Source organism: Avibacterium sp. 21-599 (assembly GCF_026226765.1).
In the GTDB taxonomy this organism is placed as follows: Bacteria; Pseudomonadota; Gammaproteobacteria; order Enterobacterales; family Pasteurellaceae; genus Avibacterium.
In genome coordinates this window covers 1,037,383-1,062,683 of record NZ_JAKKOB010000001.1, presented here as the reverse complement: position 1 = coordinate 1,062,683, position 25,301 = coordinate 1,037,383, and the positions used below count along the sequence as shown (strand labels likewise).

The window sequence follows — 25,301 nt, the reverse complement described above, 5'->3', positions numbered from 1 at the left end:
CCTTACTTATTCAGGTAAAATGAGCAGATAAAAACTTATTGTAACTGATCTAAGGCAAAAATATGCAACAGAAATTGATTACATTTATCGGTGGCGGAAATATGGCACAAGCGATTGTGTTTGGTTTACTGAAAAATGGCTATCCTGCGGATAAAATTACCGTGAGCGATCCTAACGCAGATAAACTGGCATTGTTTGCTGAGCGCCAAGTCAATATTTCGCAAAATAATCTACAAGCCATACAAAATGCGGAAGTCGTGGTGCTAGCCGTGAAACCACAATCCCTTGCGGAAGTGTGCCAGCCCTTAAGTGCGGTGGATTTTGGTGAAAAATTAGTGATTTCTATTGTGGCAGCAATTTCCGTGCAAAAACTGACCGCACTTTTACCTTCTGCACAGCATATTATTCGTGTAATGCCGAATACGCCGGCGCTCGTTTCTGAAGGAATGGCAGGCTTATTTGCAGACAAGAACGTTCCTGCCCCTTTCAAAACCTTTGCTCAAGATCTGATGAATGCAGTGGGAAAATCTTGCTGGGTAGAAAATGAAGCACAAATGCATCTTGTTACCGCAGGTTCTGGGAGTAGCCCCGCTTATTTTTTTCTGTTTATGGAAGCAATGGAACACGCCTTAAAAAACTTAGGGTTAAAGGCACAAACCGCTCGCCTATTGATACAACAATCGGCATTGGGCGCGGCAAAAATGGTGCAACAACAGCCTGATATGGCAATTTCGACCTTACGGGAAAATGTTACCTCAAAAGGTGGCACAACGGCAGCGGCACTAAATGTCTTCCAGCAACAGCAATTATCGCACACGGTGCAACAAGCCATTGAAGCGTGCGTGCAACGCTCACAAGAAATGGAAAAATTATTTTAATGAAAATTAGCCCTTTTAATTGGTTAGCCTTGAGCTTTTTTGGCTATTACTGTGCCTATGGCGTGTTTGTGCCATTTTTTCCTGCGTGGTTAAAATCTCAATCTTACAACGAGGAAATTATTGGCTTTATTATTGCCAGCTCTTATGTCTTCCGCTTTTTAGGCGGGATCGGCTTTTCCGCAATGATTAAAAAAGCAGGACATTTGCTCAATGCCTTACGTTATCTCGCTTGGGCAAGTTGTGGCGTAATGCTTTATATAAGCTTTGTGGCGGAAAGTTTCCCTTTGCTCTGCCTTGGCATTGCCTTATTTGCAATGATTAATGCGGCGGGAATGCCATTAAGTGATACCCTTGCAACCACTTGGCAACAGCAAATCAATTTAGATTATGGCAAAGCACGATTGATCGGCTCAGCCGCCTTTGTCGTAGGCGTAACATTGTTTGGTAATCTCATTGGCTTTATTGGTGAACATTCTACGGTATGGATTTTAACCGCACTGTTAGCCCTTTATGCCATAATGCAAATGCCAACGCCTAAGGTTTTGCCGCAAGATACCCAAGCAAGTGCGGTGGAAAATTCCGTTGGATTTTTGCAATTATTAAAGAATAAATGCACGCTACGTTTAATTATTGCCATTTCGCTCATTCAAGGTTCGCACGCGGCTTATTATGCGTATAGCGTGCTGTATTGGCAAAGTATCGGCATTTCTGTGCAAACAACCAGTTTGCTGTGGGGCTTAAGTGTGGTGGCAGAAATTTTGCTCTTTTTCTTTTCGACCAAATTATTCCGTTTCTGGAAAGTCAGTACACTGTTTTACTGCGCCGCTATCGCCTGCGTGGTGCGTTGGGGCGTGTTAGGAAATGCGACAAGCCTTTGGTTAATTGCCTTAGTGCAATTATTGCACAGCTTAACCTATGCGCTCGGACATTATGCTATGGTGCGTTACATCACCACACAGCCACAAAATACGATGGCTAAATTACAAGGGCTTTATAATGGTATTTCAGGTTCGGCGGTGATTGCCTTGCTCACCGCGTTGGCTGGCGTGTTATACCCGATTTCGCCACAAATGGCCTTTACTTCAATGATGATTTTTGCCTTACTTGCCCTACCCATTATTCCACGTAAAGTGGAAGCCTTTTTAGTGCGAAGAGTAGAATAGGATTCGTAATGAAAGACAGTGCATTAATCGATCTTTTTCTTAACGAACAATGGCTAGAAAAAGGGCTTTCGGAGAATACCATTCAATCCTACCGCTTAGATCTCAGTGCGGTATCAAATTGGCTGGAAAAACAAAATCTCACCTTTGAAACCTTAGACGCCATTGATTTACAAGGTTTTCTTGGAGAGCGATTGGAAGCGGGTTACAAAGCCACAAGCACCGCACGATTATTGAGTGCATTGCGGAAATTCTTTCAATATTTATATCGAGAAAAATACCGTGCGGACGATCCAAGTGTCCTCTTAACTTCACCAAAATTACCGAGCCGATTACCCAAATACTTAACGGAACAACAGGTTACGGATTTACTTAACACCCCTTGTGTGGAAGTCCCCTTAGAATTACGTGATAAAGCGATGTTAGAATTGCTTTATGCCACAGGTTTACGGGTTACCGAACTGGTTTCACTGACTCTTGATAACATCAGCGTACAACAAGGCGTTGTGCGTGTTATTGGTAAAGGTAACAAGGAACGCATTGTCCCCATCGGCGAAGAAGCAACCTATTGGGTAAAACAATTTATCCTTTATGGCAGAATGGCATTACTTGATGGATTACGCTCAGATGTGTTATTCCCCAGCCGACGTGGTACACAAATGACAAGGCAAACATTCTGGCATCGCATTAAACATTATGCGATTTTAGCGAATATCGACAGCGAAGCCCTCTCCCCACACGTCTTACGCCACGCTTTCGCCACACACTTAGTGAATCACGGTGCCGATCTGCGTGTCGTACAAATGCTATTAGGCCACAGCGATCTCTCCACAACACAAATCTACACCCACGTTGCCAAAGAACGTTTAAAACACTTACACGAAAGATATCACCCAAGGGGATAAAATTTGTAAAAAACCACCGCACTTTCTAAAATGCGGTGGTTTTTTATAAGATTTTTATTCAATTAAAAACTTAATTCAGCGACTAATTCAGGTCGTTTTTCTAGTAATCGAAGCAATGTTGCTGCAGCACCACTAGGTTTGCGTACACCTTGCTCCCAAGATCGCAATGTATTTACTGAAATACCTAATGTATTAGCAAATTTATCTTGTGTAAGTCCTGATTTTATTCGGGTTTCAACAATGGAAGATAAGTTTATTTTTCTCTCTCTCGCTATATAGCCTTTCTTAGTCTGCTCCAATGCGTCCGTTAAACTATCCTTAATTACCACAGCTTCTGGGTCATCAGCAATGACCGCATTTACAATTTCATCAACATTCCAACCTTTTGTTGCAAACGCAATTTTTTCTTGAATATCACTCATTTTCTTCCTCGCTTTAATTTGCCTAATTCAGCTTGAGAAACATTTTCCTTTGTATTCTTAGCATACATATCAAGCATAACAATGATACCATCATTTAAGAGGTTAAAATAAATTACTCTTAATCCTCCTCGCTTACCTCTTCCTAAAATACGCCAACGAATTTTGCGTAAACCGTTAGCATTAGGAATAACATCACCAGCTAATGGATTGTTAGCGATAAAAGTAAAAAATATCGATCTTTCTTCTTCACTCCATAGCTGATCTGCTTTTTTCTTAAAGCTTTCTTGCTCAATAATTGTATACATATCAAATTTTACTTAGGGGCTATAACAATAAAATTATATATCATACAATGTACGATTAAAAGAGAAAGAATATTTAACTTCCTTCCCGTCAACTTTGATAGCCTCATATCGCTATCCACCAATTTTTTCTTCAGGCAAAATAACTTTATTGTAAAAGCTGCCGTTAAGTTGGGTTTTATGTAAATGGTAAAGATGATAAGCTTGGAATGCCTCTGCATCAGGTTTTTGCGGATTATGCCAAAATTCTTCCAATGTCCCTTGATGAGTGATATCAGGAATGTCGTAATGAGCACGTCCGAGTGTAAGCACGGGCATATTATGGATTAACGCCGATAAACCACTTGTGCTGTTGAGTGTTACCATACCTTTCCCGTGGCGAAGTAACACGGGCATTGGAATATCATAGACATAAAACAACCGCTCTTTTAATTCGGGATATTCAGAGAGGTAACGTGCAATAATATGCTTATAACTGATAAATCCTCTATCCATCGGATGATGTTTTACAATCAGCGTGAGTGAATGAGGGGCGTGCTTTACAAAAGAATCTAATACGTAAATTAAAAACTGCTCCACACTTTCAAAATCACAATGTACTTTTACTTGGCTATCATCATACACTTGCAGCGGTAAAATATAAAAATCACCTAATTTATTTTGCTCAATTCTACGGATAAAAAATTTTTCTTTTGTAGCATAATAAATATGCTTTATTCCTGAAATAAGCCATAACTTTATATAATAATTAAGATTATAAATACGATGGTGTTTATAGTGAGGGAAGTGCTTTGCTTTACTTCTTGCGACAACATAATATTGTGTGGCAAGTTTCGCCATTGGGAAAAACCCGTTTGCAACAGGAATAGGTTGAAGATTTTGGGATAAATCTTTAACTTGTTGTAAAAAGAATTGTTTATCTCGTGGCAATGGTGAATAGGCATTTACGCCTTCTTTTTCTAAGGTAACATAATGTGGACGAAAATACCCTTCTTCAAATACCCAAAAAGCGCAAGTTAATGATTTTGTAACGGATTTAGCCACCTTGTGATAGGGACGATTATCTCCAAAACATACGATAGTATCAATTTGATATTCTTGGCAAAATTGGCAAAGAAAGGATTCAAAATTTTCTAAGGTATCGGAATAATCAAAAATAAATTGATTTTTAAGTGCGGTGGAAAAAAAGAATTTATCCCCTGCATTAAAATTTAATTTATACACTGTTTTTTGCTGTATTTCAGACAGCCAATCAGCAAACTCTTTAAAAAAATGTCCAACAGGTCCTTGTAATAATAAAATCCGTTTTGAGCTTACCACTAATTCGTTTAAATTATTTACAACCATTGTGCTCCCTTAGGTATAAAATAGCTATTTCAGCCAAAATGTGCGTAAAAAGTAACAATATTTCCCTATTTTTTTGCTTAACCAACTTTTATATAAGCCCGTATCTTTCAATTGATTTTTTTGTTCAAACAATATCTTAACTGCGGTGCTTGCATTGGTTAATTGCATTGTATTAGGGTTAAGGTAAAGTGGATAGTATAACAGAGTTCCAGCGATTAACTGCGTTAATGTTAATTTTCTTTTTCTGCGCGGTAACGTATAAGCATCAATGGTTAATCCCCAATGGGCATAAAAAGGTGAACCGTAACAATATACCGTTTTACCCCGCAATAGCGCTTCCAAACCGGCTAATGACGTCATTGTATGTACTTCATCGACCGCTTGAATGCAATCTAAAATATTCGCATCAGTAACAATTTGATCAGCGTAAATTAATGCTTGCTCTTGTGTGACATTACCTTTTCGGTTTCCACTTAATACATCTGGATGTGGTTTATAAATAATATAAGCATCAGAATGAGCTTTTCTAACCTGTTGTAATAAGGTGAGATTTGATTGACATTTTGGTGAACCAAAACGAATAGAGGCATCATCTTCTACTTGCCCCGGCACTAAAATAAGTTTTTTACTACTGTTTGGACGGACAAATCCCGCAGAACCTACATTATATTTACCGATATTCGCTTGGATTAATTGTTGCTGTATTTCTCGTGCTACATATTCATCTTTTTCTGAAAAATCTGCATTTTGCAAAATAGATTCTAATTGCGAAGGTTGTTGCGGATTAAAATAAATCCCCAAAGGATCCACCACTAAAGAAAGTGGTGCAACAAGGTTAGAACCCAGTCCAACGGAACGAATAAAGCCATCTTCCATTCGCCAAATTGGAATATTATTTTGTTCAGCGTAGGTAATAAATTCATCTTTACCTTGTCCCCATAACAATAATTTTGCATTTTCACCCAGCGGGATTTTCTTAAATTTAGAAAATGAACGGACGAAATGCAATTGACAATTTGGCAAGTGAAAAAAAGGTTTTAATACCGTTTTTTTCCACAAAGAAAGTCCAATACAATAAAAATCGCCTACTAATACAGATTGCCAATGCTTAACCCAACTTAGATAATGAATGACATCAAAAATATCGCCAGTTTCACCCGTAAACGGATTAATATAGCGACTATACTGAAAATAAGCGGCATAAAACACTTCATTTAACGCACGGGACTTGCGGCGTTGTTGTGTGATCAGTTCAGTAATAAAAGGGTGGCGATCATCTGTTAATCCCCAGCCGGCAAACCAAGGCACACCAAAGGTTACGACTTCTTTGCCTTGTAGTAATGCTTCAAATCCCATTTGGGATGTAACGCAATACACTTTATCTACCTGCGATAACAAGGTTGGTGGATTGATGTCTTGGCTAATAATTCTCACACGCGGTTGATCTAATAAATCAGTTAGATATCCACGTTTTTTTCCTGCAATCACATCAGGATGGGTTTTCACCCAAATCTCAGCACTGGGATTTTCTTGTAAAGCTGATTGCAACATCTGACGGAAGCTATTTTCATCAGCCAAGCCACATTGCACCGCCATATCACCAAATGTTTGATCAATAACTAATACAATGTGATTTTTATGTTCTGTAGCTATTGGTTCACAAGGTGCGTGATTATACTTGGATAATTGCCATTCACGAATCAATGTCATTGCTTGATGGGACTGCTCGACTTGCTCATCATTTAAGTTGCAATCAGCAATCAATTTTTCCAGCCGTGAAGGTTTTTCTGCCGCATAGTAAATACCCACATCATCCACAACCAAAGAAAATGGTGGGTATCCTTCAACCCCTAATCCGATAGAACGGAGAAAGCCGTCTTCAAGTGCAATATAGCGAAGATTATGCTTTACAGCATAATCGCGCGCCTTGTTTGCCGTTGGGCGAAATCCCCAACCTATCACCGAATTCTCAAAAGAAAATGTTGCGCTATCCTTTAGAAAATTAGATAGGTTCGGGATTTTTTTTATTCCGGAGGAAAAGATAATTGAATTCATAGTTATTCAAAAAATAGGTAATGTATAGTATCTTAAAAGAGATAACTAATATAATCAATAATGCTTAGGTTATAATATGCTGTTTTTTAAGCTACTGTGATATAATACAACGATTTACCACATTATCTAATTATTGATTTAGTAAGCAGGAATTACTATGGAATCCAAAATTATTGCTACGGCTATAAACACCTGCAGAATTGAAATAAATGAGCTTGAATCAATGACCAAGCGAATTAATGAAAATTTTGAACAGGCAGTTCATACCATAATGGCAATGTCAGGGAGAATTGTCGTTATTGGCATGGGAAAATCAGGTATCATTGGTCAAAAAATTACCGCAACATTAGCCTCCACAGGAACGCCAGCATTTTTCGTTCATCCTGGAGAAGCATTCCATGGTGATTTAGGAATGATTAAACCAATTGATGTGGCTTTACTTATTTCTAGCTCTGGTGAAACAGAAGAGGTAATTAGAATACTTTCTTTCCTTAAAGAACAAAATAATCAAATTATTGCAATGACAGGAAATTTGAGCTCTACTTTGGCTAAACATGCTAATATCGTTCTTGATATCAGTGTTTCTAGAGAGGCTTGTTCTAATAATTTAGCCCCAACATCTTCAACGACTTGTACTTTAGTACTGGGAGATGCGCTAGCAATGGTTCTTCAGGCTGAACGAGGATTCACACCAGAAGATTTTGCGCGATTTCATCCCGGCGGTAACTTAGGAAAAAAATTATTAACCAAAGTTTCAGATGTAATGAAACGAGATGATTTACCAATTTGTACTCCCAATTCATCTTTTAAGGAGGTTGTTCATTCAATAAACAAAGGATGTTTAGGTGTTACTTTGGTCATGTTGGATGATAAACTAAAAGGAATCATTACAGATGGGGATATAAGACGAGCATTTGATAAATTTGAGAATATTACTAAAATTACAGCAAAAGATTTTATGTCCACCTCTCCTAAAACTATTGATGAAAATGCAAAATTTAGTGAGGCTGAAATTTATATGAAACAACAAAAAATTAACTTTTTAGTTGTGATGAGAAATAGTGATGTAGTCGGAGTGTTGCACCTTACTAATATATAAAAACTATATTAAGCTAAGTTTATTTAATAGAAAGTTAAGGAAATTGAACTATGAAAATTATAATTCCTCTTCAAACATGCTCAACACGAGTACCTAAGAAAAATATCATTGAATTCTATCAGGGGAAATCTTTATTTGATATAAAAATTGAACAATTGCTTGAAATTGGTATTAGGAGTGATGATATTTATGTATCATCAGAATCGTTAGAAGTAGAAACATTGTGTAAAGATAAAAATCTTAACTTTTTACTACGCGATATGAAATTGACTGGTAACAATGTAAAACAACCAGACTTAATTTCTGGAATATTAAATCAAATCAATTTAAAAGATGTAAATGATGTAATGTGGGTTCAAGTAACCAATCCCCTTTTTAATGAATTCTCGCAAATGATATCCAAATGGGGAGAAATAAAAGATCAATATGATTCTATGGTCGCCGTAAAGAAATACAAAGGTCATTTGTTAGATAGTAATGGTAATCCAATTAATTATTCGTTTGGACATTGGCATAAAGTTTCTCAAAAATTACCAAGTTGGTATGAGGTTTTATGGTCTTGTTTTATTTTAAAAAAAGAAGCTATACAAGAATACAAATATCATATTGGAGTGAATCCTTACCTTTATCTTTCTCAAGCTACTACTGTAGATATTGATACTCCGGAGGATTTTAAATTAGCATCTGAAATTTATTCTATCTATAAAAATAACAAAAAAATCTAATTAACATAAAGGAAATTATATGCAAGTTTTATATTATATGGATCCATTCATTGATTTGAAGAAAGATCTAGATGAACGTAGTTTTATTGCTAAAATGGATCTAAATGCAGATTTTTTAGGTCGATATTCTAAAACAGAGAAAGATTTACAAGTAACTTTTGTGGCATTAGAATCTATTCTAGAAAAAAGAAATATAAAAAATCATCTACAAGAAAATAATGTAAAAATAATTGCTATTCCAGATCAAGAAATCCAAGGAATACTTGATTATTATAATACTACGATTGAAATGATTATCACTGAAAATGCTTCAGAAAAAGCTAGAAATCATTTTATTGGGTATTTTAAAAGAAAATTAAAAAATTTAAATCCAGAATTTATTATTTATTGGGAGTACTGCTCAGAGATATTTTCATCAATATATCCTAATAGCATCTATTTAGAGGGACAACATTCAGGTTTTTGGCGTCTAGAGAAAAATTCAGATATCCTATTTAATATCTCTACTAAAGATAAAAAACACCATGAAATATTCTTTGAAGAAATAAATAAACTTATAATTTCCCAAGAAGATAAGAAAGATATAGACGATTTTAGACAATTATTTCACGACACGGTTCTATTTAAAACTCAAATTGATAGAGAATATTTAGATCCAGAAAGAAAGTTTAATAAATTAATTTTTTATCCTGGAAATTTTCCATCACTAAGGTTTAAACAATATTCCGGTTTTTCTACCAACTCAGAATTTTTACAATATCTTCTAGAAGTTCTCCCCGAAGATTATGGAATAGTATACACTAAACATGCATTTGATTCTATTAAAGATGATTACTACATTAACTCTAACCCAAGAATAATACTACTAGATCAGTTAGCAAAAGTAGATGCTGATCTGTCAATTAAAATACTCCCATATGTAGATGCTGTAGTAAATATTTATTCAAATATTTTTATGCCTACTATGTTAACAAAAACTCCAATTTTTAGTTTTGGTACTAGCCCTAATGCAAAATTTGCACTAGGAAATCTAGAAAATATTAGTGAATGGCTACAAGGAGAAAATAAACTACCGTCTCATTACTTAGATTTATGTAATAAAACATTAAAATATGTTTTAACACATAAAATTAATACAAGGTTATTACGTAATTCCAGAAATAGTTATTTATATTTAAAAAATATTAAAAATAATATTAATCAAGGAAAGTCATATCTAGATTACCTACCTTTATTAGGTACAATCAGAGGGTATACTAATAGATTTTTTAATCAACGATTACTAAATAATAGTGTTAATACTAGCTATACTCAAACAAAATTAGAAATAATGATTGGGCATCTGCTAAACAATGACATTAAAAATATTGGATTTGATATTTTTGATACATTGCTATACCGCCCAACGCTTAAACCAACAGATGTATTTGATCTTATCGAGGAAGATGTATTTAAATTAACTAAATTAAGAAGTTTTAATTTCTCAAAGAGTAGAATTGCAGCTGAAATGTTAGCAAGATATGGAAAAATAGAAGTTACCTTAGATGATATATATAATGAACTAGAGAGAAATACTGGATTTAGTAAAGAAATTATCAATAAAATTAAACATATAGAATGTAATATAGAGAAACAAATTCTTTGTGCTAGAGAAACTTTATTAGAATATTTTAATTTAACAAAATACTTTGAGAAAAATATTTTTATTGCATCTGATATGTATTTATCTAAAAATATTTTATGTGACATTCTTACAGAGAAAGGATTTGATCTTAGTAATGTAAAAGTCTATATATCCTCTGAGGTAAATAAGGTAAAATATAATGGTTCTCTTTTTAAATACATTTTACATAAGGAAAAATATACTCCTAACCAAACTGTATTTATCGGAGACAATGAAAAATCAGATGTAATTCAAGCAACTAACTCTAACTTAATAGCATTTCATTATCCTAGAGCAATAGAACAATTGAAAAAAACAACTCTATTCAGAATGGATATTCTTGGTAATATTATTAGTAATAATTTCTCATTCCATATAGGATTGATAGCAAATAAAATCTTTGATAATCCATTTGTTGAATTTGATTATAATACATCAATAAATAATTCTTCATCTCTATTTGGTTACTTTATATTTGGCCCACTAGCATTGAGCTTAACTGAATGGCTAATTTCTAATTCTAAAAAAGATAATATTGATAAACTGCTATTCTCATCAAGAGATGCAAGGGTAGTTTTTGATGTTTATAAATATATTAATCAAACTATTTATAATCATAATTTACCAGAAGAAGAATATATATATTTATCTAGAACATCAACCCTTCCTGCATATACGAATCAAGCCCATAGGATGACTTTGTTATCTTTATATAATTCTAAGTTAAGCACAAAAGACTATTTGAAATATCTATTTGATATTGATGTTGATAACAAAGACACTATGAATTTAATAAAAGAGATTAATTTAAACCTCTGGGAAGATAGTAATAAAAATAAACAAAAAATATCAATTTTTATTCAAAAATTTTATGAAAGATATAAAGAAAACTCAGAAAAAGAAAATATAGAAAGATATTTCAAAAATATCATTAAAAATAAAAAAGTAGCTATATTTGATCTTGGAGCTAGAGGAACAAGTAGAGATATATTATCTGATTTATTACAGATAGATATTCCATTATATTTATTTAGAGAAACAAGATACAAATGTGAGAATAACAACATAAACAGTTACTTAAAAGATACTCAAAATTCATATAGACATGGTGTTAGAGTGATCTTACCTCTATTTTATGAATTATTATTATCAGATACAATAGATTCTACATGTAGTGGCTATAAGGAAAAGAATGGAATAATTTATCCCATTGTAGGAAAAACAGAATATACAAAAACATCTTTGTTAGTTCTTAATTCTCAGACTTTTATGAAGCTATTTTGTAAAAATTATATAGATCTATTTAAAGAAAAATTTTCGTATATTAATTCTCAAACAAAAGATACGTTTATTTTTCCATTATCCTATTTATGTAGTAATACTACAGATACTATTTTACTCAACCAATATTATGGTGAAGATCCCATTTGGAAAGATGAAAAAATCCCGATCATTTTTCCTAATTTAAAAAGAAAAATAGAGAAAAAAAGTAATACATCAATAGAGCTAAAAAGTTCAAAACCTGTATTGAAAAAAGAAATACTTAATAATGAACTTAAAAGAAAAGCTTTTTTATATTTTAAGCATAAATTCTATAAGTGGAATTTTTCCCGACGAGTTTGGGATAAAGGAAGAACGCTTTACTTAAAAATATTCCAAAATTAATCATTAGGTACTTATCATGAAAAAATGCATGATCTATGGCAATTGCCAACACACTCATTTAGAGCATTTTTTAGAAAAATCTATTTTTTCTAAATATTTTAAGATAATAAAAGTTAAGGATGTCTATGTTAGAGATAAATCGTTTTTAGATGATGATACATTATCTAGTCTAGACTGTTTTATTTATCAGCATGTTTCAGAAAATTTCGATTCATTCTTTTCTACAGATGCTATTTGTAAAAAGTTAAGAGCTGATTGTATTAAAATATCTATACCTAATTTTTGGTTATCAACTTATTTCCCTCAGAATATAGTTCATCCAGTTGTTAGACCAAACAAAAAATATTCAATATCTCCATCAGGGATCTTTCCCTATGGAGATAAAAATATAAATGATTTATTAACAATTGGAACTAAGAAAGAAAATATTATAAAAATTCTCTCTGATTATGATTTTTATAATAAAAATGAAATTATCAGAAATATGGAAAATACTTTTTCCACTTTAAATGAAAGAGAAAAACAATTCAATATAGATATTCCTTCAGTTCCTTGGCTTATAGAAAATATACTTGATAAATATCTTGCTGTAACAGTTAATCATCCAACTAGAGAATATTTTATTTGGTTAGCGAATAGTATATTAAATTATTTAGGTATAGATGGAAGTTGCGATAATGTTAACTTACATCCATTTGCTCAAAATCATATTCATGTACCAATCTATCCAAGTGTAATAAAACATTTAGATATACGCTTTATTGCAGAAAATCATAAATATAGGTTCTACAATGAGGCTCTTTCATTTGGTGAATATGTGGATCGATATATCTCTCATTCTATAGGTGAAAATATACCTGGAAAAGATAGTATAAATATATCAAAATTTAAAGATATCAATGCTAATAGAATAAAACTGATTCCTAGTACTATAACAAATAAGCAAATAAATAATTTGCAATTCTTTTTTAAAGAATACCAACAACATCAAGAAAATATTAATACTGTTATCTGGGGAGAAAAAAAGTTTACCTATACAGAAAATTCTTGTTGTAGAGAAATTCCAAATCTCGAAATTAGATTCGGAGGAATAAATAACTTAGTTGTAATTCATGAGAAAGCCGTCTTTAATAAAGCTAATATCAGGTTATTTGAAAATGGCTACGTCCATATAGGTAATTCTAGAATTAATTCATTACTTATAACAAATACACTTCACTCTGGAGGCGGATGTAGCATTGGCGATGAATGCTCTATAGGAGAGAATTGTTCTATAATGCTTCTGGGAGATAACTATTGTTCAATTGGAAATAATTGCCTAATATCAGATAAAATCAATATAATGTGTTCAGATGGACATACTTTAATAGATCAAGATAATAATATTATAAATCAAAATGATTCTATATTTATTGGAGATCATGTATGGCTAAATCATTCTGTTACGGTATTAAGGGGGGCTATAATATCTGACAATAGTTTTGTCGATATAGGAAGTGTTGTAAGAGATACTTTTTTAGAAAAAAATCTTTTACTGTCAGGCTCTCCTGCAAAATGTATTCGATCAAATATTAACTGGAAAACCATTAATCCAGAATATTTTAGAATATAAACTACTTATTACTAAGACATTATAAGGTACATATATGCATAAATATCTCATTACTATCAGTTGTTATTTACTTGTATCCTGTGCAAATTTACCCACATCAGGCCCAAATAAGGGCGAAATAGAAAAAGTAGAGCAACAAAATGCCAATGTGTCTGCCGTTCAATTAATTAAGTTAGATGATAAGGTTGTAGGTGATACTCCTTTTCAACTTGAATCTTTTAAACAGTTAGGTTCTTCTAAACAACGTTACCAAGGCGTGGTAAGCTCGGGTGATTTACTTGACATTACCCTTTGGGAAGCACCTCCTGCCATTTTATTTGGTAGCGTGTTAAATGAAAGTGGCATATCATCTAGCCAAAGTACGCATTTGCCCGAGCAAATGGTCAGCAATAATGGACGCGTTACCATTCCATTTGTTGGTTCTTTGCGTGTAGCAGGAAAAACACCAGAGCAAATTCAAACTGACATTATTAATCGCTTACAGTCTATTGCTAATCAACCGCAAGCGATTGTACGCGTTGTCAAAAACAATTCAGCAAATGTAACGGTGCTAACTAAATCATCAGCTGTGCGTATGCCATTAACGACTTATGGTGAACGTGTGCTAGATGCGGTAACTGCAGCAGGTGGAACAAGCGGAGAATTACAAGATATTGCAGTGCAACTTACTCGCAGTCATCAAGTAAGAACCATTTCTTTAGCAAAATTAGCACGGGATCCACAAGAAAATATCCTCTTACGTTCCGGTGATGTCCTAAGTTTAATAAATAATCCACTTTCATTCACGGCAATGGGTGCGGTAGGAAATAGTAAAGAAATTCGTTTTTCAGCAGAAGGTTTAAGCTTAGCAGAGGCAATAGGTCGTCTTGGCGGTTTGAATGATAATCGTGCCGATCCAAGAGGTGTATTTATCTTCCGTTATGTTCCATTTGAAGAAATGTCATTAAATAAACAAAATGAATGGGAAGCCAAGGGATATCACAACGGAATGAAAATTCCAACAGTATATCAAGCAAATTTACTTGAACCTCAATCAATGTTTTGGATTCAACAATTTCCAATTAAAGATAAAGATATTGTTTATGTATCTAATGCACCATTGGCTGAATACCAAAAATTTATTCGTATGATCTTTGGAACAGTAAACCCAGCATTATCAACGATCAATAGCATTAATAGAATGTAGGTATATAAAGAATGGAACAAAATATTGATCAACCCATTACAAAACGTAAGAAAAAATTGAATTTAAAGAAAATTAATCCACTATTGTGGATAACAGTGATCATTCCTACTTTCTGCTCAATTTTTTATTTTTCTATCTGGGCTTCAGATGTCTATATTTCTGAATCTAGCTTTATTGTGCGTTCATCGCGTAGCCAAGCGAGTTTAGGCGGAATGGGAGCATTGTTGCAAAGTATCGGTTTTGCACGTTCTCAAGATGATACTTTTACTGTGCAGGAGTTTATGCGTTCTCGCAATGCCTTAAGCACCTTAGAAAGCGATCTGCCGCTTAGAAAATATTATGACGAAGGGGATTTTTTCAGTCGTTTTGATCCACTAGGATTATTCGACTCCCAAGAAGCGTTCTATCAATATTTCCGCGATCACTTGTCAATCAGTATTGATTCATTATCGGGTATTGCAACATTAAGAGTGCGTACTTTTGATGCAACATCAGCGCAAGAAATTAATAATGCCTTGCTCAATCTAGCTGAAAAATTAGTGAATCAACTTAATGATCGTGCGCGTAGAGATACCATTAAATTTGCCCAGCAATCAGTTAATGAGGCGGAAAATCATTTAACTGAAACTTCTGTCGCATTAAGCCAATATCGTGTTAAAAATGAAATCTTTGATGTAGCAAGCCAATCAGAATCTGTTTTAACCTTGGTACAGAAATTACAAAATGAATTAATTTCAATTCAAACTCAGCTTGATCAAGTAAGAGCATTATCACCAAATAACCCGCAAGTCAAAGTATTACGAGCAAGACAAAAAAGTATTCGTGAAGAATTATCACAGCAGTTAGATGTGGTGTTTGAAGGAAAAAAATCTTTAACCACACAATCTGCCGAGTATCAGCGTTTGATTTTAGATGATACTTTAGCGAAGCAACAATTAACTGCAGCGATATCAGCATTGCAAAGTGCAAAAGAAGAAGCAGGCAGACAGCAATTATATTTGGAAATTATTGCTAAACCTAATCATCCTGATTTGGCTTTAGAGCCACATCGTTTATACAATATTTTAGCAACATTGATTCTTGGCTTGGTCCTTTATGGTGTATTAACACTATTATTAGCAGGTGTGAGAGAGCATAAAAACTAATGCAGTATGGTGAACAAACTTCATTACGAGAATCATTTCAGATTCAATGGCGAGTGTTAAAAGCATTATTGCTACGTGAAATTATTACTCGTTATGGGCGTAAAAATTTAGGGTTCTTATGGCTATTTGTCGAACCCTTTATGATGACCCTTGTGATTGTATTAATGTGGCATTTTTTTAGGGCTGATAGATTTTCTACGCTAAATATTGTTGCTTTTGCTATCACAGGCTATCCATTATTAATGATGTGGCGTAATGCGTCGAATAGAGCTATTGGTGCAATTGATGCGAATATGGCCTTATTGTATCACCGTAATGTTCGTCCTTTAGATACACTTTTTTCCAGAATGACGCTGGAAATTATGGGGGCCACCGTTGCACAGATTTTGATGCTTGCTTTTCTTGTAATGATTGGTTGGATTGAAATGCCAAACGATGTGCTATATATGCTTTTCGCTTGGTTTTTAATGGCGCTGTTTGCGATTGGTCTAGGTTTAATCATTTGTTCGCTAGCTTATTATTTAGAATTTTTTGGCAAGATCTGGGGAACATTGACCTTTTTGATGTTTCCTATTTCAGGCGCATTCTTTTTAGTAAGCAGTTTACCTAGCAATGCTCAATCTATGTTGCTATGGTTTCCAATGATTCACGGAACAGAAATGTTTAGGCACGGCTATTTTGGCTCAAGCATTGTAACAATGGAATCACCTAGTTACCTTCTTGCCTGTGATTTAGTCATGCTTTTAATTGGATTATTAATGGTACGCAGTTTTAGTAATAGGATTAATGCAAGATGATCAGTGTAGAAAATGTTTACAAGAAATATCACACAAGAACAGGTTCTGTCACAGTTTTAAACGATATTAATTTTAAACTGGAGAAAGGCGAAAAAGTAGGGATTTTAGGACGAAATGGTGCGGGTAAATCAACTCTAATTCGTTTAATGAGCGGGGTTGAAGCGCCAACAGCAGGTATTATTCGCCGTGAAATGAGCATATCTTGGCCACTCGCTTTTAGTGGGGCATTCCAAGGGAGTTTAACGGGAATGGATAATTTGCGTTTTATTTGCCGAATTTATAATGCTGATATTGACTATGTAACAGCATTTACCGAAGCATTCTCAGAATTAGGTAACTATCTTTATGAACCTGTAAGAAGTTATTCATCGGGAATGAAAGCGCGTTTAGCCTTTGCATTATCTTTATCCGTAGAGTTTGACTGCTATCTTATTGATGAAGTAATTGCCGTTGGGGATTCTCGCTTTAGTGAGAAATGTCGTTATGAGCTTTTTGAAAAACGCAAAGATCGTTCTATTATTCTGGTTTCTCACAGTCCTTCTGCAATTCGTGAATATTGTGATAATGCTAAGGTATTAGAAAAAGGAAAATTATTAGATTTTCCTTCCATTGATGAAGCATATCAATATTACAACCAACAATAACTAAAACTCGTTAAAAACCCACCGCACTTTAAAAAGTGCGGTGGGTTTTTCTTGGATTTTATTCAATCCCAATCAGCTTATGTGTTTGAAGACTTAATTGCCATTTTGGTTTATTCGGGCGTTGGTTTAGTAAGCCTAATTGTGTGATAGTGTGGAGCAAATTCATTTCGCCATTGGTTTCGCAAGGTGAAAGGTAATAATGCTCTGCCTCAATTTGCTTTTCAATGAATGCACAAAATTCCTGTACATCTGCATCTGCCACAATGCGAACTTCATTGGCTTGAGCAATACAGCGTTGGCGGTATTTCTCAACATAAGCACGCTTAGGGCTGGTGGCGATATAATCAATTTGTGCGGGAATCGGTTTTAATCCATTGGTTTCAATGGCAAGAAAATAACCGTCTGCCTTAAGTTGTTCAAGCAATAAGCTAAGTTGCGGTTGAATCGTCGGCTCTCCTCCTGTGATAATAATATTTTTCGCAGAAAACGACCGCACTTTCGCTAAGATTTGCTGTAACGACCACGGCTCAAAATCATTGTAGGGCGTATCGCACCAAGGGCAAGCTAAGTTACATTTGCCGAAACGGATAAAAATACAAGGCATTCCTGTATTCGCCCCTTCGCCTTGCAAACTCTGGAAAATTTCTACAATGGGATAGCTTGGATTAGAGATCAATTCCACCATTACTCTTCCCGATATTCACAAAATGAAGTGGGCGTTTCCCACAAGCGAATGGCACTAATCGGCAAGTGTTCGCTCAAGCGTTGAAAAATAAAGCGTGCCATTTCTTCTGCGGTGGTACGGGTTGGCATAGCAAAGGTTTTGGAATTAAGATCTTGTAACAATCGTGCAATTTTGCTTTCTCGTTCGCTCGTTTCATCATAAATAAAGGCGTGATCCATTGGGCTAAGAATCTGTTCTTTTACGATCTGTTTTAGATCAGAAAAATCCATCACCATTCCTTTTTTTGCCCCGTTGGCGTGTAGCTCCCCCTGCACCTCTACTTGCAATTTATAAGTATGTCCGTGCAGATTTTGACATTTGCCATCGTGTCCATCTAACAAATGTGCCATATCAAAACTGAATTCCTTAGAAACTTTAAACATTTTGCCCCGCACTTTTTTGTTGTAAATATTCGCTTAAGCCTTTATTACGCAATACACAGCTCGGGCATTCGCCACAACCACCTTCCACGCCCATATAACAGGTGTGAGTATGATTGCGAACATAATCCAACGCACCTAGGCTATCTGCCAATGCCCAAGTTTGTGCTTTGGTAAGATACATAAGCGGTGTGCGAAGATTAAAATGGTAATCCATCGCTAAGTTAAGCGTTACATTCATCGACTTAATAAATACATCACGGCAATCAGGATAACCACTGAAATCGGTTTCACACACGCCCGTGATAATGTCAGAAATGCCTTGTCCTTTTGCATAAATGGCGGTGTAAAGCAGAAATAATGCGTTGCGTCCATCTACAAAGGTGTTGGGCAGTTGATCTTTTTCTTGCTTGATTTCTGCGTCTTTGTTCATTAATGCATTTGTTGTGATGGCTTTGATCACGGAGGTATCAATGAAGGTTTGTTTTACGCCAAGATCTTGTGCGATCCATTTCGCCTTTTCTAATTCTATGGCGTGGCGTTGTCCGTAGTGGAAAGTAACAGTTTCCACATTTTCAACACCATAATCCGCAATAGCTTGAATTAAACAGGTGGTGGAATCTTGCCCACCAGAAAAGATAACAACCGATTTACGGTTGTGATTTTTGAATGTTGTCATAAAATTTCCTAGTTTTTTTGCGTGGGAGGGTTACGAACCACGGGTACAGCTAGATTTTATCCAGCCACGAAATAAGGGCGATATTGTACAACAAAGGGGAAATGAGGCAAAGAAAAAGCCCGCAAAAGTGCGGGCTAAAATAGAAAAGTTTTTAATTAAACGAATCTTTTAAACGTTCCTCTGCACGGCGAGATTCATTTTTATGTTGTAATTTATTCAGCTGACGTTCAAGTTTCTCTTCCACTTCATTAATCGCCTTATACATATCATCAGCTTCACTACTTGCAAATAAATCACCAAATGGTGTGCCGATAGAGGCTTCCACCGCAAAGCCTTTTGGTACTTTATTCAAAATAAAATGAGGATTAATCAGTTGAGTTTGCCATTTTCCTAATTTAGCAAGTCTTTCTTCAATATGAGCGCGGATTGCTGGAGTGATGTCCATTTGTTTACTTGTGATATTTAGAGTCATAGCATTTACCTCTCTTTTGATTGTAAGTATTTCTACTTGTGTGAAATCTCATACCTACAACATAGTCCTGTTAGAGGAACTTTTCAAGGGCTTTATTTAAGAATAAAAAAGAAAAATGTAAATTTATGATCTAAGTAGAAGATTTCAAAAAAGAGACTTTCATTTTATGGAAAAGTTGTTATTATTCCTAGGTTCATATTCATAAATGGCTTCTCTTTTAAGTAGCCATTCGCTAAATAAACGTTGAATAATGTGTTCAATCAATTTCCAGTTCCCTCTTTCAAAATAGCAAAAAGCACAGTAAAAGGCGATTTTCTACTGTGCTTCAATGAATGACCAATATTTATTTAACGTTTTCTAATCGTCTGCATCTTGATGTGCAATGCTTAAACGTTCAAAATAGCTTCTTGTTTCGTCAAGTACGACTTTGCGTAAACCAATTAACGCAATAAGATTTGGGAATGCCATTAATCCATTTACAATATCTGCCAGAATCCAAATGGTTTCAAGATGAATAAACGCCCCACAAGCCACCATAATAATAAAGATAAAACGGTACGCTTTTACCCCTTTAACACCGGCAAGATACACAAAACAGCGCTCACCATAATAACACCAGCCTAAAATCGTGGTGAATGCAAAGAATAATAATCCAAGGGTTACAATCGTGCCACCTGCTGCTGTTCCCAGACCTTCCGAAAAGGCAAGATTGGTTACTGCCGCACCGGCTTCTGGTGATTGCCAAGCACCTGTTAGCACAATGACAATGCCCGTCATCGTACAAACGATAAGGGTATCTAAGAATGTTCCCGTCATTGAAATCAAACCTTGACGCGCAGGTTCTTTGGTTTGTGCCGCAGCGGCTGCAATTGGCGCACTTCCTAAGCCTGATTCATTTGAGAAAATGCCTCGTGCCACACCCGATTGAATCGCTTTCATTACGGTATAGCCTAATGCTCCCCCTAAGGCAGATTGTGGATTGAACGCACTTTCAATAATTAATCCTACTGCGGCAGGGACTTGCTGCCAGTTCAAGGTGATAATGACGATAGAAATCGCGACATAAAGCACGGCCATAAAAGGCACAATGATGGCCGCCACAGAAGAAATGCGTTTAATGCCGCCTAAAATGATCGCGGCAACCAATAACGTGATAATTGGCGCCATTATTTCCACAGGAATATGAAAGCTATTCTGCATTGCGTGCGTAATGGCTTGCACCTGCGGAAACGTCCCAATACCGAAAAAGGCCACCAAAATACCACAAATTGCAAACATTTTTGCAAGCCATTTTATACCTAGCCCACGTTCAATGTAGTACATCGGGCCACCGGCAATAAAACCACGTTTATCAATAATGCGATATTTCACCGCCAGCAAACATTCGGCGTATTTCGTTGCCATACCAAACAATGCCACTAACCACATCCAAAAAATTGCGCCGGGACCACCAGCCTGCACGGCAGTTGCTACCCCAACAATATTTCCCGTTCCAATGGTAGCCGCTAATGCAGTACTTAAAGCAGCGAAGGCGGAAACATCACCCTTTCCTTTTTGCGCCCCTTTTTCACGTTTAAATAAATAACTTAACGCTCTCGGCAATTGAAAGACTTGAATAAACCCTAAACGAAAGGTGAAATAAAGCCCTACGCCAGACAATAAAATTAATAAGGGAGGTCCCCAAATAAAGGCGTTAATTGATGATAATAATTGTGTCATTGACATTAAATGTTCCTCGTAAAAAAATTGCGGTTTACAAGGAGGCGAAAAGAGTTTGGCGAATAGAAAAAAGACAACGCAAAGCCTTGCGTTATATCACCTGAAATAATCTCTTGCCCCTGTCCTTTTGCCTGAGCGTTTGAAAAACGATGAAAATTTACACCGCTCTTTTGCGCCTTCGGCGTCCATTTGCCTATGCAATGGATCTCTCCAAGGGTTCGTCCAGTAACAGTCCTCGCTAACTTAATAGCACCTGAAAGATTTTTCCTCGTCGGTGCAGGGTTAATTCCCTACTCTCCAGCTACCTTCGTCCGAACATACTTTTATAAAAAAGTGCGGTGGATTTTAGCAAGATAATTTTCATTTCTCAATCCCTTTACGAGAATTGACGGCAATGTATAGAAAATGGTAGTAATGCTGTTTTAATAACACACCATTACTACGCAAAATAGATGAATTTCCAGTGAAAATTTGGAGAGGGTAAGAGATTAACGGGTTTCACGCAGCCATTTTCTTTCAATATAGCTACAACTTGGTACTAAATTTAATTGATGTTCTCGCACAAATTGCACTAACGCTTGATAAAGTTTATCTGCCACCCCTTGCCCACGTAAACGCTCCGATACATACGTGTGATTGGCATTAATGCTATGGGCATCAATAAAGTAATAAGTGAGTTTTGCCACTTTCTGCCCTTGATCATCAAGCACAAAAAACTCACCATCTTGTTGATTTTGTTGATGTTGAATATTCATTTTTTTCCTTATTTGCTATATTTTTTAACTAGCCACGCCAATCTTCATCGAAATTCGCATTGGTGGAAAAATCCGCTGTTTCACAAGGAATGGCTTTTTCTTCATTTGCCCATTCACCTAAATCAATAAGCTGGCAACGCTTGCTACAAAAAGGGCGATACTGACTTTCTGGCGTCCAAGGTACGGCTTTTTGACACACTGGACAAGGTACTTCAAAAATTTCTTCACGCATTATTTTTCGTTTTTTCCTTCGCAAATTGTAAATATTGATGGTGCAATTCTAACACTTTTTGCCTCAAATAAGGCAGATTTTGGCTTAATTCTGGCTCGTTATTCACCACATCATCTGCAACAGATAAGCGTTTTTCTCGGCTTACTTGTGATGCCATAATCTTTTTAATCAAGACCATTTTATTTTGATCTCGCTTCGCAGCACGCAACAACTGGGTTTCTGGCAACACATCAATAACTAGCACGCGATCACAAAATGCGGTGAGATCATTTTCGATCAACAACGGCACAACCCACAACACATAAAGAGATTGACTTTGAGCGAGGCGATGCAACATTTCACGGCGAATTGCTGGGTGAAGTAAATTGTTCAGCCAAACTTTTTCCTGTGGACGCTCAAAGACAATTTGGCGTAAGGCTTGACGGTTTAATTCCCCCGAATCCAATAAAATTTCCGCACCAAAATGCTCAGTAATTTTCGCCAGTAACGGAGAGCCTTTCGCCACAACCTCTCGTGCCACAATATCTGCATCAATAATTTCGACCCCTAACTCGGCAAATAAATCCACAATGGTACTTTTACCACTGCCAATGCCCCCCGTCACGCCAACAATATAGCTCATTCTTTTCTACCTTTGTCTTATTTTGCTTAAATCATACGCGCTCTTATTTACTGAAGCAATAAGAGGCTAAATGCCGAAAGATTTAAAAAAGGTGCAAAAGGAATTTGTTGATAATCACGCTTGCGTAATTTTTGTATGCTACAAAAAAGAAGCCCATAAAAAGAAGCAAGAAAAACAAAGTGGGGCAATTGTGGTAAGGCTATTCCCGCTCCAAGCGCAAAGGCAAGCCAAGCATCGCCTTCGCCTAACATTGTTTTATGCAACATTATTTGGCTTATGCCACAAATTCCATAAAAAATAAGCAAAATTATCACCGCACTTGTTAAACCTTTCGCTAACGATATAGATACAATTTGCCAATGTACGCCTAGCAAGGTCCATAAGAACAGCCAAATACATAACAACGGAGAAATTAATCGGTAAAGCCAATCAATAATACTGATTAAAATAACAAAACTGAGCCAAATTGCCCACCATAATGCGATATAAGGATCAGTATTTAACTTGCGACACAATACAAATAGTCCCGCAAAGGCAAAAATATAATACAAAAAACCACCGCACTTTTTATTTTGCCACAAGGAATGTGGCATAGGTGTTTCTTTTTGCTGTGGTTGAAAAAGTGTACAATAATCGTGCCACACGCTTTGCTTTAATCGTTGAGCAAATGTAGCAACAAATATAAAAATCAGTAGCCCCACTAATCCACCAAACAAAAATGTCGCAACAGCTATCATTGAATCATTGATCCCATATTGAAAATTGGTAAATACATTCCGAGTAAAACAGCCCCGATCAGGCCACCAATAATCAGCATTAAAAGTGGTTCAAGCAATTGAGAGAGGAGATCCACTTGATGATTGAGATCTTGCTGATATTTATCAGCAATATGTTGTAGCATTTGGGCGACCTGTCCGCTTTCTTCACCAATTTTTAGCATTTGTTGCGCAGTCATTGGAAAAAAATCACTGGCTACGCTGTCAGAAAGTTTATAGCCCTGATTAAGCCAATATAACGCCGTTTCTACGGCTTGATTTAACACCTGATCTGCCACATCATTTTTTTCTACTTGCCAACTTTGCCGTTTTGGCAAAAAAGATTGTAGTGCCACATTTAACGGCACACCGGAACGCAGCATTAACGCAAGCGCTTGACTAAAGCGAATCAGGCGCGCTAATTGCGTGATCTTGCCTAAAATCGGCATTTTACTGAGACATTGATTTTTCCATTTGATTAACCTTGACGAACGTTTTAAACGAAAACGAATAAAGACCAAAGTAAGTATAAACAAACAACCTAGTTGCCAAAAATGTTGTTGTAGTCCTTCTGAAAGATGCAATAAAAACGCGGTAAATACAGGCAAACTGGCACTATTATTCGCGTACATCTCGGCAAATTGTGGCACGATAAAAATTAGCAGTAACAACGTTAAAAGCAGGGAAATACCTAGCACCAGCATTGGGTAAAGTAAGATTTTTTGGATTTTTCGTTGCAAAATTAAAGATCGCTGACGATGTTGGGCGATTTGCTCACACACCTGTGCGAGCTTGCCAGTCATTTCGCCAACTTGAATGAGTTGCTGTTCTTGCTTTGAAAAATATTTTCCTTGTTTTTCAATACATTGTGAAAAACTTAATCCACTTTCAAGATCATTAATCAATTGCCCAAGCCAAAGATTTAAGGAAATAACTGTGCAATTCTGTATTAATAACTGCAAGCTTTGCTTCATTGGCACAGCAGATTTTAGCAATAATGCGAGCTGGTTAATCAATTCATATAATTCATTTGCTTTTGGCTTGCGCGGCAATTGCCAGTTGCGCTGCAGTTTGATATTTTGCAACTGTCGCTGAAACAAAGCTTGTCGTGCCATTTCAACATTCTCAGCCACGATCATTCCTTGTTGTTTTTGTTGTAAAAAATTATAGGCTTGCCAATTAAACAGTTTCATTATTCCTTCGTTCATTTATCCGCAGTCGCTATGTTTAGCCTATCCCAAAAAATCCACAAAAAAACCACCGCACTTTATTTTTACGATCGAGATCGCAAAAATAAGTAGTCATCTTGCAGATTAAAAATATTCTGCTACTTTATTGAGCATTTTTTGTTGAGAAAA

Annotated in this window: 25 protein-coding genes and 2 riboswitches; of the genes, 11 read left to right on the top strand and 14 right to left on the bottom strand. The window is 35.7% G+C overall.

All coding sequences use genetic code 11. The features are described 5' to 3' along the window. The first annotated feature begins 62 nt into the window (after nucleotides 1-62). Genes proC through xerD form a run of 3 tightly spaced genes read left to right on the top strand, consistent with a single transcriptional unit; the run spans nucleotide 63 to nucleotide 2,943 of the window. The gene (proC, locus tag L5B83_RS05245) at nucleotides 63-878 is read left to right on the top strand and encodes a pyrroline-5-carboxylate reductase (protein WP_250364245.1); all 816 of its coding nucleotides are present in this window, start codon (nucleotides 63-65) and stop codon (nucleotides 876-878) included. After that, on the top strand, nucleotides 878-2,041 hold the full coding sequence (locus L5B83_RS05240; protein WP_250364244.1) for a 3-phenylpropionate MFS transporter: 1,164 nt from the start codon (nucleotides 878-880) through the stop codon (nucleotides 2,039-2,041). Before proC ends, L5B83_RS05240 begins: the two co-directional genes overlap by 1 nt. Before the next feature lie 8 nt (nucleotides 2,042-2,049). Next, nucleotides 2,050-2,943, top strand: a complete 894-nt coding sequence (gene xerD, locus L5B83_RS05235) for a site-specific tyrosine recombinase XerD (RefSeq protein WP_265777798.1) — start codon at nucleotides 2,050-2,052, stop codon at nucleotides 2,941-2,943. A 62-nt stretch (nucleotides 2,944-3,005) separates the two neighbouring features. Here xerD and L5B83_RS05230 read toward each other — a convergent pair whose 3' ends face one another. The 4 genes from L5B83_RS05230 to L5B83_RS05215 all read right to left on the bottom strand — a co-directional run bounded on the left by L5B83_RS05230 (nucleotide 3,006) and on the right by L5B83_RS05215 (nucleotide 7,069). Beyond that, nucleotides 3,006-3,365 (bottom strand): helix-turn-helix domain-containing protein, encoded by a 360-nt coding sequence (locus L5B83_RS05230; RefSeq protein WP_265777797.1) that lies wholly within the window; start codon nucleotides 3,363-3,365, stop codon nucleotides 3,006-3,008. Next, nucleotides 3,362-3,670 carry a DNA-binding protein gene (locus L5B83_RS05225; RefSeq protein WP_265777796.1) on the bottom strand — a complete coding sequence of 103 codons (309 nt, stop codon included), beginning with the start codon at nucleotides 3,668-3,670 and terminating at the stop codon, nucleotides 3,362-3,364. The genes L5B83_RS05230 and L5B83_RS05225 overlap by 4 nt, the downstream gene beginning before the upstream one ends. Nucleotides 3,671-3,781: 111 nt before the next feature. Next, the gene (locus tag L5B83_RS05220) at nucleotides 3,782-5,014 is read right to left on the bottom strand and encodes a capsule biosynthesis protein (RefSeq protein ID WP_265777795.1); all 1,233 of its coding nucleotides are present in this window, start codon (nucleotides 5,012-5,014) and stop codon (nucleotides 3,782-3,784) included. Between the two features lie 24 nt (nucleotides 5,015-5,038). Beyond that, on the bottom strand, nucleotides 5,039-7,069 hold the full coding sequence (locus L5B83_RS05215) for a capsular polysaccharide biosynthesis protein (RefSeq protein ID WP_265777794.1): 2,031 nt from the start codon (nucleotides 7,067-7,069) through the stop codon (nucleotides 5,039-5,041). Between the two features lie 157 nt (nucleotides 7,070-7,226). On the opposite strand from L5B83_RS05215, the gene L5B83_RS05210 reads away from it, so the two are divergent. Genes L5B83_RS05210 through L5B83_RS05175 form a run of 8 tightly spaced genes read left to right on the top strand, consistent with a single transcriptional unit; the run spans nucleotide 7,227 to nucleotide 17,605 of the window. Beyond that, nucleotides 7,227-8,168, top strand: coding sequence for a KpsF/GutQ family sugar-phosphate isomerase (locus L5B83_RS05210; protein WP_442780625.1), 942 nt, complete (start codon nucleotides 7,227-7,229; stop codon nucleotides 8,166-8,168). A 50-nt stretch (nucleotides 8,169-8,218) separates the two neighbouring features. Further along, a complete protein-coding gene (locus tag L5B83_RS05205; RefSeq protein ID WP_265777793.1) occupies nucleotides 8,219-8,893 on the top strand; it encodes an acylneuraminate cytidylyltransferase family protein in 675 nt (224 codons plus the stop codon). A gap of 19 nt (nucleotides 8,894-8,912) precedes the next feature. Next, nucleotides 8,913-12,221, top strand: a complete 3,309-nt coding sequence (locus L5B83_RS05200) for a hypothetical protein (protein ID WP_265777792.1) — start codon at nucleotides 8,913-8,915, stop codon at nucleotides 12,219-12,221. 16 nt (nucleotides 12,222-12,237) lie between these two features. Then, entirely contained in the window at nucleotides 12,238-13,833 is a 1,596-nt protein-coding gene (locus L5B83_RS05195; protein ID WP_265777791.1) for a WcbI family polysaccharide biosynthesis putative acetyltransferase, read from the top strand. Between the two features lie 34 nt (nucleotides 13,834-13,867). Next, a complete protein-coding gene (locus L5B83_RS05190; protein ID WP_265777790.1) occupies nucleotides 13,868-15,019 on the top strand; it encodes a polysaccharide biosynthesis/export family protein in 1,152 nt (383 codons plus the stop codon). 11 nt (nucleotides 15,020-15,030) lie between these two features. Beyond that, entirely contained in the window at nucleotides 15,031-16,164 is a 1,134-nt protein-coding gene (locus L5B83_RS05185) for a capsule biosynthesis protein (protein WP_265777789.1), read from the top strand. Further along, nucleotides 16,164-16,961 (top strand): ABC transporter permease, encoded by a 798-nt coding sequence (locus L5B83_RS05180; protein WP_265777788.1) that lies wholly within the window; start codon nucleotides 16,164-16,166, stop codon nucleotides 16,959-16,961. Before L5B83_RS05185 ends, L5B83_RS05180 begins: the two co-directional genes overlap by 1 nt. Continuing rightward, nucleotides 16,958-17,605, top strand: a complete 648-nt coding sequence (locus L5B83_RS05175) for an ABC transporter ATP-binding protein (RefSeq protein ID WP_265777787.1) — start codon at nucleotides 16,958-16,960, stop codon at nucleotides 17,603-17,605. The genes L5B83_RS05180 and L5B83_RS05175 overlap by 4 nt, the downstream gene beginning before the upstream one ends. A 58-nt stretch (nucleotides 17,606-17,663) precedes the next feature. Here the strand turns inward: L5B83_RS05175 and L5B83_RS05170 are convergent, their stop codons facing one another. The 10 genes from L5B83_RS05170 to L5B83_RS05125 form a co-directional block, all read right to left on the bottom strand. Then, nucleotides 17,664-18,290 (bottom strand): 7-carboxy-7-deazaguanine synthase QueE, encoded by a 627-nt coding sequence (locus tag L5B83_RS05170; RefSeq protein WP_265777786.1) that lies wholly within the window; start codon nucleotides 18,288-18,290, stop codon nucleotides 17,664-17,666. Further along, on the bottom strand, nucleotides 18,290-18,712 hold the full coding sequence (queD, locus tag L5B83_RS05165; RefSeq protein WP_265777785.1) for a 6-carboxytetrahydropterin synthase QueD: 423 nt from the start codon (nucleotides 18,710-18,712) through the stop codon (nucleotides 18,290-18,292). Before queD ends, L5B83_RS05170 begins: the two co-directional genes overlap by 1 nt. Further along, the gene (queC, locus tag L5B83_RS05160; RefSeq protein ID WP_265777784.1) at nucleotides 18,705-19,388 is read right to left on the bottom strand and encodes a 7-cyano-7-deazaguanine synthase QueC; all 684 of its coding nucleotides are present in this window, start codon (nucleotides 19,386-19,388) and stop codon (nucleotides 18,705-18,707) included. Before queC ends, queD begins: the two co-directional genes overlap by 8 nt. A 2-nt stretch (nucleotides 19,389-19,390) precedes the next feature. Beyond that, nucleotides 19,391-19,435, bottom strand: a riboswitch (PreQ1 riboswitch). Between the two features lie 104 nt (nucleotides 19,436-19,539). After that, on the bottom strand, nucleotides 19,540-19,860 hold the full coding sequence (hpf, locus tag L5B83_RS05155; RefSeq protein ID WP_250350742.1) for a ribosome hibernation-promoting factor, HPF/YfiA family: 321 nt from the start codon (nucleotides 19,858-19,860) through the stop codon (nucleotides 19,540-19,542). 357 nt (nucleotides 19,861-20,217) lie between these two features. Then, the gene (locus tag L5B83_RS05150) at nucleotides 20,218-21,585 is read right to left on the bottom strand and encodes an alanine/glycine:cation symporter family protein (protein WP_265777783.1); all 1,368 of its coding nucleotides are present in this window, start codon (nucleotides 21,583-21,585) and stop codon (nucleotides 20,218-20,220) included. A 103-nt stretch (nucleotides 21,586-21,688) separates the two neighbouring features. Continuing rightward, nucleotides 21,689-21,803, bottom strand: a riboswitch (glycine riboswitch). 264 nt (nucleotides 21,804-22,067) lie between these two features. Beyond that, nucleotides 22,068-22,334 (bottom strand): GNAT family N-acetyltransferase, encoded by a 267-nt coding sequence (locus L5B83_RS05145; protein ID WP_265777782.1) that lies wholly within the window; start codon nucleotides 22,332-22,334, stop codon nucleotides 22,068-22,070. Between the two features lie 28 nt (nucleotides 22,335-22,362). Next, nucleotides 22,363-22,566 carry a DNA gyrase inhibitor YacG gene (gene yacG, locus L5B83_RS05140; protein ID WP_265777781.1) on the bottom strand — a complete coding sequence of 68 codons (204 nt, stop codon included), beginning with the start codon at nucleotides 22,564-22,566 and terminating at the stop codon, nucleotides 22,363-22,365. After that, nucleotides 22,559-23,188: a dephospho-CoA kinase gene (gene coaE / locus L5B83_RS05135; RefSeq protein ID WP_265777780.1), complete on the bottom strand. Its 630-nt coding sequence runs from the start codon at nucleotides 23,186-23,188 to the stop codon at nucleotides 22,559-22,561. Before coaE ends, yacG begins: the two co-directional genes overlap by 8 nt. A gap of 47 nt (nucleotides 23,189-23,235) precedes the next feature. Then, nucleotides 23,236-23,925, bottom strand: a complete 690-nt coding sequence (locus L5B83_RS05130; protein ID WP_265777779.1) for a prepilin peptidase — start codon at nucleotides 23,923-23,925, stop codon at nucleotides 23,236-23,238. Then, a complete protein-coding gene (locus L5B83_RS05125; protein WP_442780624.1) occupies nucleotides 23,922-25,136 on the bottom strand; it encodes a type II secretion system F family protein in 1,215 nt (404 codons plus the stop codon). Before L5B83_RS05125 ends, L5B83_RS05130 begins: the two co-directional genes overlap by 4 nt. Nucleotides 25,137-25,301: the final 165 nt, after the last annotated feature.

Coding starts and splice junctions, on each gene's coding strand:
- proC (WP_250364245.1), top strand. CDS start 63: ATGCAACAGAAATTGATTACATTTATCGGTGGCGGAAATATGGCACAA.
- L5B83_RS05240 (WP_250364244.1), top strand. CDS start 878: ATGAAAATTAGCCCTTTTAATTGGTTAGCCTTGAGCTTTTTTGGCTAT.
- xerD (WP_265777798.1), top strand. CDS start 2,050: ATGAAAGACAGTGCATTAATCGATCTTTTTCTTAACGAACAATGGCTA.
- L5B83_RS05230 (WP_265777797.1), bottom strand. CDS start 3,365: ATGAGTGATATTCAAGAAAAAATTGCGTTTGCAACAAAAGGTTGGAAT.
- L5B83_RS05225 (WP_265777796.1), bottom strand. CDS start 3,670: ATGTATACAATTATTGAGCAAGAAAGCTTTAAGAAAAAAGCAGATCAG.
- L5B83_RS05220 (WP_265777795.1), bottom strand. CDS start 5,014: ATGGTTGTAAATAATTTAAACGAATTAGTGGTAAGCTCAAAACGGATT.
- L5B83_RS05215 (WP_265777794.1), bottom strand. CDS start 7,069: ATGAATTCAATTATCTTTTCCTCCGGAATAAAAAAAATCCCGAACCTA.
- L5B83_RS05210 (WP_442780625.1), top strand. CDS start 7,227: ATGGAATCCAAAATTATTGCTACGGCTATAAACACCTGCAGAATTGAA.
- L5B83_RS05205 (WP_265777793.1), top strand. CDS start 8,219: ATGAAAATTATAATTCCTCTTCAAACATGCTCAACACGAGTACCTAAG.
- L5B83_RS05200 (WP_265777792.1), top strand. CDS start 8,913: ATGCAAGTTTTATATTATATGGATCCATTCATTGATTTGAAGAAAGAT.
- L5B83_RS05195 (WP_265777791.1), top strand. CDS start 12,238: ATGAAAAAATGCATGATCTATGGCAATTGCCAACACACTCATTTAGAG.
- L5B83_RS05190 (WP_265777790.1), top strand. CDS start 13,868: ATGCATAAATATCTCATTACTATCAGTTGTTATTTACTTGTATCCTGT.
- L5B83_RS05185 (WP_265777789.1), top strand. CDS start 15,031: ATGGAACAAAATATTGATCAACCCATTACAAAACGTAAGAAAAAATTG.
- L5B83_RS05180 (WP_265777788.1), top strand. CDS start 16,164: ATGCAGTATGGTGAACAAACTTCATTACGAGAATCATTTCAGATTCAA.
- L5B83_RS05175 (WP_265777787.1), top strand. CDS start 16,958: ATGATCAGTGTAGAAAATGTTTACAAGAAATATCACACAAGAACAGGT.
- L5B83_RS05170 (WP_265777786.1), bottom strand. CDS start 18,290: ATGGTGGAATTGATCTCTAATCCAAGCTATCCCATTGTAGAAATTTTC.
- queD (WP_265777785.1), bottom strand. CDS start 18,712: ATGTTTAAAGTTTCTAAGGAATTCAGTTTTGATATGGCACATTTGTTA.
- queC (WP_265777784.1), bottom strand. CDS start 19,388: ATGACAACATTCAAAAATCACAACCGTAAATCGGTTGTTATCTTTTCT.
- hpf (WP_250350742.1), bottom strand. CDS start 19,860: ATGACTCTAAATATCACAAGTAAACAAATGGACATCACTCCAGCAATC.
- L5B83_RS05150 (WP_265777783.1), bottom strand. CDS start 21,585: ATGTCAATGACACAATTATTATCATCAATTAACGCCTTTATTTGGGGA.
- L5B83_RS05145 (WP_265777782.1), bottom strand. CDS start 22,334: ATGAATATTCAACATCAACAAAATCAACAAGATGGTGAGTTTTTTGTG.
- yacG (WP_265777781.1), bottom strand. CDS start 22,566: ATGCGTGAAGAAATTTTTGAAGTACCTTGTCCAGTGTGTCAAAAAGCC.
- coaE (WP_265777780.1), bottom strand. CDS start 23,188: ATGAGCTATATTGTTGGCGTGACGGGGGGCATTGGCAGTGGTAAAAGT.
- L5B83_RS05130 (WP_265777779.1), bottom strand. CDS start 23,925: ATGATAGCTGTTGCGACATTTTTGTTTGGTGGATTAGTGGGGCTACTG.
- L5B83_RS05125 (WP_442780624.1), bottom strand. CDS start 25,136: ATGAAACTGTTTAATTGGCAAGCCTATAATTTTTTACAACAAAAACAA.